Here is a 13,139-nt window from a genome sequence, read left to right on the forward strand (position 1 = left end):
ACCTTTTATTTGATGTTTCCATTTTTTGATATACAAATTCAACTTATAATGTTGCTATTTTTATATCCACAGACTATAAACAAAAATGATGCCATAAAAGTTGTAGTCATATTTATTATCCATATTCAATAGATGTATGCTATGATACCACCATAATTAATAAGCATATGAGATGGGTTAATCTGCCCTGTAAACTAAATATAAATATAGTGTTTTGAAAGATATCCTCACTCTTAAATATCAAAATAATTGTCTTATGTCTGTTTTATTTCTTATTATTTTAATCTTTTCATTATATATAAGACTCTAAATAGTTGATATTGTTGCACAAATAACAGACAGGTGAAAATGATGTTTTTACTTTTGTCTACTTGTTAGTATATTTGTGTTTAAATATGAATAAATAGGTCTTTGACTTTAAATATATAATACTTTTTGTAAAAGAATAGGCTTTAAATGGTTAAAAGTGTAAAATTGAGTGTTTTTTTGATTGAATTACAGTTTGAAATTTAGTGGTATGTTTTGAAATGGTCAGAGGTAGCTGCTTTTATGCTTGATAGGTAAATAAAATAGGCTGAGAACTTAATATCTTTTATTTTGATAAAGATTGACAAAAGGAGAGCAAACTCAATTATTTTTTTTATTTTTGTCACTCATGTATCAGCCGGTGTTAAACGTTTATGTTTTTGATTAAAACAAACTCTTGCTGTTATGTTGGGTTAGTTAATAAATAGGTCTGTGACCTTAGTATAGATAAGTATAATAATGAAGACGTCAGAGCCTGAGCTAAACTCTCCCGAGTCAGCTCCTAAAGATGGAGGTGTGTCTGCAAAAAGTGCAGCATTGACCTTGGATCAGATTCAAAATTTTGAAGGAAAGTATCCCAAACAGTTGTGGTATCTGTTTACGGTGGAAATGTGGGAACGGTTTTGTTTCTACGGAATGCGTGGAATTCTGACTATTTTTATGGTCGATCAGCTATTCCTTCACGAAAAAGAAGCTAACCTCAAATATGGGGCAATACAAGCTTTTGTTTATGCCTTTACTTTTCTTGGTGGTATCTTTGCCGATAAAATTCTCGGATTTAAAAAATCGTTGACTTTTGGTGCATTGATGATGATACTTGGTAATTCATTAATTGCAATAGCTCCACACGATTTCTTTTACATAGGTATCACTTTATCTGTTATAGGTACTGGTTTCTTTAAGCCGAATATATCATCTATGGTCGGTTTTCTTTACAAGGACGGAGACTCTCGAAAAGAAGCTGGTTTCAGTATGTTTTACGCGGGTATTAATGTCGGAGCTTTTCTGGGAGGAGCAATCTGTGTCTGGCTAGGTAAAGATCACTCATGGAGTTTGGCCTTTTTGGCTGCGGCTATCGTTATGTTTTTAGGCTTGATAACCTTTACTTTCACTAAAAAATATCTTGGGCCCATTGGTGATAGTCCTCTGAATGAGGCTTTGCCAAAAGTGAGATTGAAAAAAGAAATATTTGTATATATCATCGCTATTCTTACTATTCCTTTAATATATATAATGATCCAGAATACCGATTATACTGATTATTTCATGTATACAGTCGGACCTTTAGCTGTTATTTATTTCGGTTATCAGTTTTCGAAAATAGCTTCGAGTGCCGAACGTAAGAAGCTTACTGCAGCTTTTATCCTGATCCTTTTATCTATTATATTTTTCGCATTATTTGAACAAGCAGGAGGATCTTTAGCCTTGTTTGCTAAAAATAATCTACACGATAAACTTCTTTTCTTTCATGTCGATCCTAATATTGTAAATAATGGAGCTAACGCTCTTTTTGTGATCCTGTTCAGTCCATTACTCGGATTGTTATGGGTCTGGCTCGATAAAAGACGTTTGGAACCTAATACAGTTGTTAAATTCGGTATTAGTTTCGTTTTATTGGCTTTATCATATTATATATTCTTTTCTACAAAATTATTTGCTGATGGTAATGGTATGACATCTTTGAATGTGTTTACCGGAGCTTATTTTGTTATGACAATATCGGAACTTTGTTTGTCGCCGATAGGGTTGTCTATGATAACAAGTCTTTCTCCAAAACATCTTTCAGGTATGATGATGGGACTTTGGTTCTTGGCAAGTGCCTACGGACAATATCTGGCAGGGTTGATCGGAGCTGGAATTTCTAATCCGAATGAAAATGCTTCATTATTGGAAAAACTGGATTCTTATACATGCGGATACGGACAATTGGCTCTGTATGCAATTATAGTAGCTGTAGTAGTGCTTGTATTTGCTCCAATGGTAAGAAAACTGATGCAGGAAGTGAAATAAGGTCTCAGGCCTTTTGATTAAGTTTGTTTTAAAATGCATCTAAAATGTCATATTTGGAAAATCAATAAACGGGTCTATGACCTTAATTAAAATAAATAATTTATGTCGACTGAAACAAAAGTGTATAGAGAACCCTCCGATAAGACCTTTCTAGGGCACCCTGTAGGTCTCTATTTATTGTTCTTCACTGAACTATGGGAACGCTTTTCGTATTACGGAATGCGTGCTATCTTGGTGTTATATCTGACCAAATCGTATATCGAAGGAGGTTTAGGATTCGAGGAATCTTATGCCAGTCTTTTATATGGATCGTTTACCGGCTTGGTTTACTTTACTCCGCTTATCGGGGGATGGCTTGCCGATAAATACCTTGGACATCGTAAGGCTATAACTATAGGTGGTATCACCATGTTCTTGGGGCAGATGGTTTTGTTTCTGGTGGCTACTAAAGCCGGAATGTATTCCGGGTTATTCTTGCTGATTATAGGTAACGGTTTTTTTAAGCCTAATATATCTACTCTGGTAGGTGGTTTGTATAAGCCGGGTGATGCAAAACGTGATTCTGCATTCTCTATCTTTTATATGGGTATCAATGTCGGAGCATTCTTTGCACCTCTTGTAGTCGGTCTTTTTGCTAATCAATGGTTTGCAGATGTAGACGGAGTTACTGGAGAGATAATCCGTCATGCCTATAACTATGGTTTTCTGGCAGCTGCGATTGGTATGCTTGTAGGGCAGATATTGTTTAATACATTATCTAATAAATATCTGGGAGATCTCGGTGTTGATCCTGTTGGTGATGGTGCTGAAGAAGAAGCGGTCGCTGAATTAGACAAAGTGGTTGAACATAAAACTCCTCTAACAAAAGAAGAAAAACAACGTACAATTGCGATTTTTGTATATTTCTTCTTTGCAATATTCTTTTTTGCAGGTTTTGAGCAAGCCGGATCTTCATTTACTCTTTATACTGAAAAATTCTTAGATAGAAGTATCGGAGGATTTACAGTGCCTACAGAATGGTTTCAATCTATCAATCCTTTCTTCATCGTTTTATTGACACCTGTATTTGCTCTGTTCTGGCCTTCGAAAGCCGGACAAAAAGTGACTACTCCGGTCAAGATGGGTATGGGGTTGATGCTTCTTGGTGTCGGATTTTTATTTATGGTCGGCGCATCGGCTAGTAGAGGAGGAGACTCTGCTGATATTGCAGTTAAAGCAAGCATGTGGTGGATGGTCTTTACATATCTGTTGCATACAATGGGTGAGCTATGCTTATCGCCGGTGGGTCTTTCTACAGTAACTAAGTTAGCTCCGGTTAAATTGGCTTCTTTGTTGATGGGGGTATGGCTACTATCTTCTTTCTTCGGAAACCTTATAGCCGGTCAGGTGGCAGCAGCTACAAGCTCAATGGGAGCAGGATCTGTTTATCAGGTTTTAGCGATTGCCGCTATAGCTTTTGGTGTGGCATTGCTATGTCTTAACAGAGTTTTACTGAAAATGATGCATGGAGTAAGATAAATAATAAAGATATAATAAGCAACAGACGGCTTTCGAATTCTTATTCGGAAGCCGTTTTTGTGTCTATGTGTATATTTAACACTAGGCTTTCGTCTTTTCATCTGAAGAAATAATATTTTTGTGTATAACTAAATGTGTTTTGCGATGAAACTTAATAATAAAATGAAAAAATATATCTTTATCATATGTGGAACAATCAGTCTCTTCCTCGGACTTTTAGGACTGATTACTCCTGGATTGCCTACTACTCCTTTTATCTTACTTACAGGAGCTTTGTATGCTAAAAGCTCTCCAACTTTATATAAGAAACTAGAGGGTAATAAGCTTACCGGTATGTATCTAAAGAGACTCGAAACCGGACTTAGCTGGAAGGTGAAAATTATTTCTATCGGTTTTATGTGGGTAATGATATGTATCTCAGCTTTCTGGGTTTTCAGAGATAATTATACGATGCACTACCTGATGTTAGGGCTAGGGGTGATAGGTACTGTGGCTCAGTTGATAGCTCTGAGAAAGAGAAAACCGAAGGTTATGACTCAGGAAAGCCCTGTGGAGATCAATAATTCCGAAAATATAGAAAAAATTGATGAACAATATAAATAAATTATAAGTTATATAGGGAAATGGTTTGTCAAAAATTTTGCCATTCTGTTAGATTTAATTTTCTTTGTGTAAGTAATATTAACGGATAAACCTACCCAAATATAAACTTATCAAATAATTATGAGCGAAAAAGATCAACAAAATCAGATACAGATCGAATTAACTGAAGATGTGGCACAAGGTTCTTATGCTAATTTGGCAGTAATCACACATTCATCGTCTGAGTTTGTGCTGGACTTTATCCGGATAGTACCCGGTGTACCTAAGGCTAAGGTAAAATCTCGTGTAATTTTGTCTCCGGAACATGCTAAACGCTTGCTGTTAGCTTTGAATGACAATGTTAGCCAGTACGAAAAAATACATGGAAAGATAAATCTGGAAGGTGGTTCTGTTGGGGATTTTACTCCGGTAGGACAGGCTTAATTCCGTGTTTTGTAGACTTAGTCATAGACCTGTTTTACGCACGGGCTAAGAGGAAATCGGCACATCGATATATATTTTTTGAGTGAAGCTGGTTAGGTTTGGTTTTTCGGAATCGGACTATATCGTTTTCTATTAAGAATAGATGTGCATGTAGATTCCTCTTTTTTTAATTTTGAACCTGAACTGAATACTATGAATTATATGAATAAATTAGTAATGGTGAAAATAAATTACGTTTGAATCCGGTGTTTTATACTTATGTTCAATCATCTTTTATGTGTCAGGAAATGAATGGCAAATCGGATGTGAAAAAACGAAAAATAGAATTAACTAATATATCGTCTATCTTATGGAAATTTTAAACTCTTCACTGATTGACTGGTCGAGAGCACAATTTGCTCTGACAGCTATGTATCACTGGCTGTTTGTTCCATTAACATTAGGACTAGGGGTCATAATGGCTATAATGGAAACGGCATACGTCCGCACAGGAAACGAGCAGTGGAAAAAAACTGCAAAATTCTGGATGAATATTTTCGGGATAAACTTTGCAATAGGTGTTGCAACAGGTATTATCATGGAATTTCAGTTCGGAACCAACTGGTCTAATTATTCGTGGTTTGTAGGGGACATTTTCGGTGCACCTTTAGCTATTGAAGCTATTGTTGCATTTTTTATGGAAGCCACATTTATCTCCGTTATGTTTTTCGGATGGACTCGTGTAAGCAAAAAAATGCACTTGGCTGCAACATGGTTGACAGTTACAGGTGCGACACTTTCAGCATTGTGGATATTAATTGCTAATGCTTGGATGCAATACCCTATAGGTATGGAGTTCAATCCGGACACTGTTCGTAATGAGATGACAGATTTCTGGGCAGTTGCTTTATCGCCCGTTGCGATTAATAAGTTTACTCATACAGTCGCTTCGAGTTGGGTATTCGGTGCTGCATTTGTAGCCGGAATTACAGCTTGGTATATGTTGAAAAAAAGAGAACCCGAATTTACAAAGCAAAGCATGAAAGTTGCGGCTATTTTTGGTTTTGTGGGTATTATTCTGACAGCTTGGACTGGTCATGGATCTGCACAGCAAGTAGCCGAGAAGCAACCAATGAAACTGGCTGCAATGGAAGGTTTATACGAAGGTAAGGAAGGGGTTGGACTTATAGCCTTTGCTATACCGAATCCCGATAAAAAATCTTATGATGACGGAGTAGAACCATACATCCTGAAAATTGAAATACCTAAAGGATTATCTGCCCTAGGGTTTAGTGATTTCGATGCATTTGTACCGGGTATAACAGATATTATAAAAGGAGGGTATAAAGACTATAAAGGCGATGTTCAATTGTCTTTTGCAGAAAAACAAATTGCAGGTAAAAAAGCTATTCAGGCTTTATCTGATTACCAGACCGCACAAAAAGATGGCGATGCAGTTGCTGCCGAAAAAAATAGAACTATTCTGAAAGAAAATTATGCATATTTCGGTTATGGATACTTAGATAGCCCCGATCAGCTAGTGCCTAATATTCCGTTGGTATTTTGGTCATTCCATATAATGGTTTATCTGGGAGGATTCTTCGGTGCATTCTTCTTATTACTATGGTTCCTGAACTATAAGAATAAGCTCGAAAATACTAAATGGATGCTATGGATTTCGATTCTTTCTGTTCCATTGGTTTATGTTTGTAGTCAGGCAGGCTGGTTAGTTGCCGAAATAGGTCGTCAGCCATGGACTATACAGGATGTGCTGCCTTTACAGGCTGCTGTTTCAGCGTTGAGTGTTGAGTCTGTGAAAATTACATTCTTTATATTCTTTGTACTGTTTACTGCTCTTCTGATCGCTGAAATACGTATTATGTTGAATCAGATTAAAAAAGGACCTAAGGCCGAATAAGGTTGGATGTCATAATAAATAAGAGGTCTTGGACTATAAAAATATAATAACTATGATTGATTATTCATTTTTGCAACATTACTGGTGGTTCATCATTAGTTTGATTGGAGGTATATTCGCATTCTTACTATTTGTACAGGGAGGACAATCTATGTTGTTTTCTTTAGGAAAAGAAGACCGCCACCGTTTTTTGATGGTAAATGCTCTGGGGCGTAAATGGGAGTACACATTTACAACTCTGGTAACTTTTGGAGGAGCGTTATTTGCTTCGTTTCCCTTGTTCTATTCGACTAGCTTCGGTGGTGCATACTGGGTTTGGATGCTTATCTTATTCTGCTTTGTTATTCAAGCGGTATCTTATGAATACATGTCGAAACCCGGTAATACATGGGGACGTAAGACTTATCAGACGTTTTTATTTATTAATGGGTTATTGGGGACTTTCCTTGTAGGTGTGGCTATAGCAACATTCTTCACAGGTGCAGAGTTTGCTGTGAATAAAGGTAATATAGCGAATTTGGGAGTGCAAAATGTAACCGGATTGGTTATAAGCCAATGGCAAAACCCCTTACACGGACTCGAAGCTCTTGGCGATTTCCGTAACTGGTGCTTGGGGCTCGCAGTATTCTTCCTTGCACGTACCATTGCCTGTTTGTTCTTTATCAATCGTCTGGCTGATGAAGAACTTGTAGCTCGTTCCCGTAAATTTTTAATATATAATGCAATTCCTTTTGTGGTATTCTTCCTTGCATTTGTTATTTGGACCTTATTATCTAAAGGATATGCGGTCGATCCAACAACAAAAGTTGTAAGTGAAGTTGCTAATAAATACTTCTTCAACCTGATTCAATTACCGATAGTTGGTATTGTATTCTTAGTTGGAGTTGTGTTAGTGTTATTTGGTATTATTAAAACGGTTATCTCTAAAACGTTCTCATCAGGTATCTGGTTTAGCGGATTGGGTACAGTATTAGCCGTTTGCAGTTTGTTGTTGATTACCGGTTTTAATAACACTCCTTACTATCCATCATCGGTGGATCCCCAAAGCTCATTAACTATACAAAATTCATCGTCAAGTGAGTTTACTCTTACTGCTATGTTTTATGTATCGTTGCTGGTGCCTTTTGTATTAGGATATATTATCTATGCTTGGAATGCTTTAGAAAAGAAGAAATTCAAGAAAGAAGATTTGAAAGAAGACGGACACGTTTATTGATTCGGATCTTATAATAAGAATAGGATAGGGGATGACAATTAAGTCATCCTCTATTTTTTTATCTATACTTAAAAAATACACATTACAATTATGGCAAAATACACAGAAGAACTAGGCACGAAAATACACCGATTTCAAAGAAATGACAGATGATGCCCGTACCGATATTCGATAAGTAATGAGAGTGAATAATGATCAACAATTATTATTCACTGATCTTGTTACTTTTGTTACCTTTTAAGAATGTTTCTTAAATCAATATACCTTATCAAAAAATAGGATAAGTTTTCAGATTGAATCTAATGATATTTTTGTACTTTTGCATACTTAGAAGTCGCAGAGTTATTTGTTGCTTTGACAAATAAACGATATTAATTAAGGTTTTAGCCTTTTTAATCACTTTGATAAGAGGAAGATACAAAAAGTATTATTACTAAAAGCTATTTTGATAAATATTACTTTTGCTTACTCAGGATGAAGTGGTATGTTTGTTTGTGTTTGTTTTTTATTGATTTTATAAATATCTATAATAAAATATACAATCGTGACTGATACTAAGTACATTTTTGTAACCGGGGGCGTTATATCTTCTTTAGGGAAAGGTATTATAGCATCTTCACTCGGTAAACTACTCCAAGCAAGAGGTTATAAAGTAACTATCCAGAAATTAGACCCGTATATCAATATTGATCCGGGTACCCTTAATCCTTACGAACACGGCGAATGTTATGTTACGGTTGATGGTCATGAAGCTGACCTTGATCTTGGGCATTACGAACGTTTTTTGAACGAGCCGACTCACAGAGATAATAACATTACCACCGGACGTATTTATCAGAATGTGATAAATAAAGAACGTAAAGGTGATTATCTCGGGAAAACAGTTCAGATCGTACCCCACATTACGGACGAAATACGACGTAATATCAAACTTTTGGGTGCAAAATATAACTATGATTTTGTTATTACCGAAATCGGAGGTACTGTAGGTGATATAGAATCCCTGCCTTTTATCGAAAGTGTTCGTCAACTGCGTTGGGAGTTGGGGGCAAAAAACAGTTGCTGCATACACTTAACATATGTGCCTTATATTGCTGCTGCCGGGGAGGTTAAAACCAAACCGACCCAACACTCTGTTAAAAGTTTGCAATCTTCAGGAGTACAGCCTGATATGCTGGTTCTTAGAACTGAGCATCCATTAAATAAAGACATTCTTCGCAAAGTTGCTCTTTTTTGCAATGTAGAAGCTGACGCTGTGGTACAATCAGTGGATGTATCGACCATCTATGAAGTACCATTGAAAATGCAAGAACAGGGTATGGACGAAACCGTATTGCGTAAACTTGGTATTGCAGCCGGACCTAAACCGGACCTGAAACCTTGGAAAGATTTTCTGGATAAGAAAAAGAATGCAAAAGATACAATCACTATCGGACTTGTTGGGAAATATGTGGAGCTACACGATGCTTATAAGTCGATAAATGAATCATTGTTGCAGGCTTCGATATACAACGATCGTAAACTGGATTTGCAATTTATACATTCGGACAAATTGACCGATGAAAATGTAGCTGAAAAGCTGTCACATCTCGATGGCATAGTTATTGCTCCTGGATTCGGACAAAGAGGTATCGAAGGAAAATTCATTGCGTTGAAGTTTGCCCGTGAAAATAATTATCCGACTTTCGGTATTTGCTTGGGTATGCAGTGTATGGTGATAGAATATGCCCGCAATGTTTTGGGGCTGGATGATGCTAACTCTACAGAAATGAACCCTCAGACTTCATATAAGGTAATAGACTTGATGGAAGAACAGAAGAATATTACGAATATGGGAGGATCAATGAGGCTTGGAGCATATAAATGTGCATTAGGTAAAGGAAGCCTTGTACATGAAGCGTACGGAAAGGATGTCGTTGAAGAACGTCACCGCCACCGTTTTGAATTTAATAATGAATTTAAAGCTCAGTTCGAAGAGTCGGGAATGAAATGTACAGGTACTAATCCCGAAACAGGATTAGTGGAAGTCGTGGAAATTCCTTCTCTCAAATGGTTTTTAGGAGTACAATTCCATCCTGAATATAATAGTACAGTATTGGCTCCGAATCCGTTGTTTATGAGTTTTATTAAAGCTGTCATTGCTAATAAACAACATTAAGTATTAATGCAACTCTAGTTGGAGATTTTATTCTCTGTTGTATTTATACCAAGTAAAGGAATAAAGGTCTTAGACTTAAATAATAAGTGCAGCACATCCTTATGACTTTAGTATTCGTTATAAGGATTGTTTTAATTTAGAAATTTACATAATAATCAATGGATAAAAACACAGGTATTGGCTTCGTTTTAATAGCCGCTATAGTGATTGGTTTCACCGTACTAATGAAACCCAGCCAAGAGGAGCTTGCTAAAGAGCAGAGATATCAGGACTCTATACAGAATGTACAAGCAAAGCAGGTCAAGGATGATATTAAAACCGCCGACTCTGCGGATAACGCATCAAAATCGGCGGTTGGTGAGTTCTTCGAAACAAATACCCAGGTTAGTAATGATACTGTAACAAGTGCAGATAGCGACTCTTTGGCTGTCAATGCTTTTAAACAACAAAGTGATGCGGAACAAATTGTTTCACTCGAAAATGAGAAGATAAAGATTAATATTTCTTCTAAAGGTGGACAAATGATTAGTGCTCAACTCAAGGAGTACAATACTTATAAGGGTGATTCTTTGTATCTGTTTAAGAATGATGCTCGTTTCGCTTTGGAACTGATGAACAAGAAAGGGGTTACTCTTAATACATCTGAGGCAGCTTTTAGAGTAATCAAAAGTTCGGGTAATGAGCAGACTGTTGTTATGCGGATGAATTATTCCGAAAATCAGTATATTGATTTTATCTATGCTTTGGCACCTGATGATTATATGGTCAAATTTGACATTGCTGTTGTAGGAATGCAGGATATGTTAAGTGTTGATTGTTTGGAGAGGTTTAAACTAAATTGGAATCAAAATCTTCGCAGGCAAGAAAAAAGTGAAAAGAACGAGCAACGTTATGCCCGTATCCACTATAAAGGAACAGATGGCAGCTTTGAAGAATTGAGTGATAGTCATGACGAATCGAAAGAAGTTCCAACCGGAGCAAAATGGGTTGCTTTTAAAGATCAGTTCTTTGCTTCGGTACTTATTGCAGATAATGAATTTACTTCTCCTACGTTAAATACAATGATGCTTCAGTCCGAAGATTATCTGAAAAGCTATTCCGCATCGCTTTACTTTAAACCTACATTAGGCGAAAAGGGTGCATTAGTCGGTGGGTTCAAATATTTTCTAGGACCTTTGGAGTATTACATGCTTAAAGGCTATGATGATGGTGTCAAAGATAATGCACAGCAATTGGAATTAGATAAACTAATACCTTTAGGATGGTCGTTATTCCGTATTATAAATCAGTATTTTATAATTCCACTCTTCAATATGTTGGAAAATACGGGTATGCAAATGGGACTTGTTATCTTATTACTTACGGTTATCGTTAAGATCATCATTTCCCCTCTTACATACAAGTCGTTTATGTCATCAGCTAAAATGAGAGTGTTAAAGCCTCAAGTGGATGAACTTAATGAGAAGTATCCCGGACAGGAGAAAGCAATGGAACGTCAGAAAGCGGTTATGCAGTTATACAGCCAAGCCGGAGTGAACCCGATGAGTGGATGTATCCCTATGTTATTGCAGATGCCTATTTTATTAGCATTGTTCTCGTTTTTCCCGTCTGCGATAGAGTTGCGTCATGAGAGTTTCCTTTGGGCTTCGGATTTATCGACATACGATGCTATTATAGAGTGGAATACTAATATTCCCTTCATTTCAAGTTGGCTTGGTAATCATTTGAGTTTATTCTGTATACTGATGACTGTGACTAATGTTATCTATACTAAATTCAATATGGATGCCACAAATACTGGACAGCAACAAATGCCGGGTATGAAATGGATGATGATGTTTATGCCGGTTGTATTCTTCTTTGTCTTGAATAACTACCCTTCAGGTTTGACTTATTACTATTTCTTGTCTACTTTGATGACTATTATCATTACTTTAGTTTGTCGCTGGGTAATCGATGAAGATAAGGTCTTAGCCAAATTGGAAGAAAACAAGAAGAAACCTAAGAAGAAAGGTTTTATGGCTCGCCTTCAGGAGCAAGCAGAACAAGCTCAAAGAACACAGCAGCAACAAAAAGGAAAGCCTAGTTCAATAGCTAATAAAAAGAAAAAGAAATAAGGTTTCAATTCTTTAATATAACAGAAAAGCGATTGTCTATTGACAATCGCTTTTCTGTTATTATACCTAGAAAATAGATGTTAGATACCCCGCCATTTCTGCTTGTATCTTTTTAGCTTCTGAAGCTGCCCTGTTTGCAAAGTCTTCAGTATTATCGGCATAAATAATACCTCTAGAAGAATTTACCAATAAGCCACACTCTTTAGTCATCCCATATTTTACAACTTCGGCAAGAGATCCACCTTGAGCTCCGACTCCCGGTACAAGCAAAAAATGATTAGGTGCGTGTTTTCTTATATCAGCGAACATAGAACCTTGGGTTGCTCCGACAACATACATCAATTGTTCATCTGTTGCCCATTCCTTAGATTTTTTCAGTACCTTTTCGAAAAGCCTTTCACCATTACTATCTTCTGTGAGCTGAAAATCAGCTGATCCTTTGTTAGATGTTAAAGCCAATAATATTACCCATTTATTAGGATAGATAAGAAAAGGTTTTACACTATCTTCTCCCATATAAGGAGCCACAGTTATAGCGTTTGCCTTTAGGTGTTCAAATGCTGATTTAGCATACATTTCGGACGTATTTCCGATGTCTCCTCGCTTAGCATCAAGTATAATAAACTGCTTAGGGTATTTAGTCCGAATGTATTCTATCGTTTTTTCTAAGGCCCATATACCTTTTATGCCGATACTTTCGTAAAAAGCAGTATTAGGTTTATAAGCTACACAATATGGAGCTGTAGCATCAACTATCGCTTTATTGAATGAATAGATAGGGTCTTCTTCTTCTAGAAGATGTGATGGGATTTTTGTCAAATCAGTATCTAATCCTACACAAAGGAAGGATTGCTTCTGTTTGATGTTTTCGATAAGATCTTGCTTAGTCAT

9 protein-coding genes are annotated in these 13,139 nt (G+C 36.5%); 8 read left to right on the top strand and 1 reads right to left on the bottom strand.

The annotated features are described in order from the left end of the window. The first annotated feature begins 765 nt into the window (after window positions 1-765). From AABJ51_RS03425 to yidC, 8 genes are all read left to right on the top strand, one after another. Window positions 766-2,316 carry a peptide MFS transporter gene (locus AABJ51_RS03425; protein ID WP_338374406.1) on the top strand — a complete coding sequence of 517 codons (1,551 nt, stop codon included), beginning with the start codon at window positions 766-768 and terminating at the stop codon, window positions 2,314-2,316. A 102-nt stretch (window positions 2,317-2,418) separates the two neighbouring features. Beyond that, on the top strand, window positions 2,419-3,834 hold the full coding sequence (locus tag AABJ51_RS03430; protein ID WP_338374407.1) for a peptide MFS transporter: 1,416 nt from the start codon (window positions 2,419-2,421) through the stop codon (window positions 3,832-3,834). Window positions 3,835-3,996: 162 nt separating this feature from the next. Continuing rightward, window positions 3,997-4,437: a YbaN family protein gene (locus AABJ51_RS03435; RefSeq protein ID WP_338374408.1), complete on the top strand. Its 441-nt coding sequence runs from the start codon at window positions 3,997-3,999 to the stop codon at window positions 4,435-4,437. A 120-nt stretch (window positions 4,438-4,557) separates the two neighbouring features. After that, on the top strand, window positions 4,558-4,860 hold the full coding sequence (locus AABJ51_RS03440) for a DUF3467 domain-containing protein (protein ID WP_026625080.1): 303 nt from the start codon (window positions 4,558-4,560) through the stop codon (window positions 4,858-4,860). A gap of 349 nt (window positions 4,861-5,209) precedes the next feature. Continuing rightward, window positions 5,210-6,757: a cytochrome ubiquinol oxidase subunit I gene (locus AABJ51_RS03445; protein WP_338374409.1), complete on the top strand. Its 1,548-nt coding sequence runs from the start codon at window positions 5,210-5,212 to the stop codon at window positions 6,755-6,757. 52 nt (window positions 6,758-6,809) lie between these two features. After that, complete coding sequence (gene cydB / locus AABJ51_RS03450) at window positions 6,810-7,973, top strand: cytochrome d ubiquinol oxidase subunit II (RefSeq protein ID WP_338374410.1); 1,164 nt, start codon at window positions 6,810-6,812, stop codon at window positions 7,971-7,973. A gap of 544 nt (window positions 7,974-8,517) precedes the next feature. Next, window positions 8,518-10,131 (top strand): CTP synthase, encoded by a 1,614-nt coding sequence (pyrG, locus tag AABJ51_RS03455; protein ID WP_338374411.1) that lies wholly within the window; start codon window positions 8,518-8,520, stop codon window positions 10,129-10,131. Window positions 10,132-10,289: 158 nt separating this feature from the next. Beyond that, complete coding sequence (gene yidC, locus AABJ51_RS03460) at window positions 10,290-12,248, top strand: membrane protein insertase YidC (RefSeq protein ID WP_338374412.1); 1,959 nt, start codon at window positions 10,290-10,292, stop codon at window positions 12,246-12,248. 66 nt (window positions 12,249-12,314) lie between these two features. Here the strand turns inward: yidC and pyrF are convergent, their stop codons facing one another. Continuing rightward, a complete protein-coding gene (gene pyrF, locus AABJ51_RS03465) occupies window positions 12,315-13,139 on the bottom strand; it encodes an orotidine-5'-phosphate decarboxylase (RefSeq protein WP_338374413.1) in 825 nt (274 codons plus the stop codon).

Origin of the sequence: Indolivaga capnocytophagoides (genome assembly GCF_036511535.1) — a bacterium.
Taxonomy (GTDB): domain Bacteria; phylum Bacteroidota; class Bacteroidia; order Bacteroidales; family Dysgonomonadaceae; genus Dysgonomonas_A; species Dysgonomonas_A capnocytophagoides.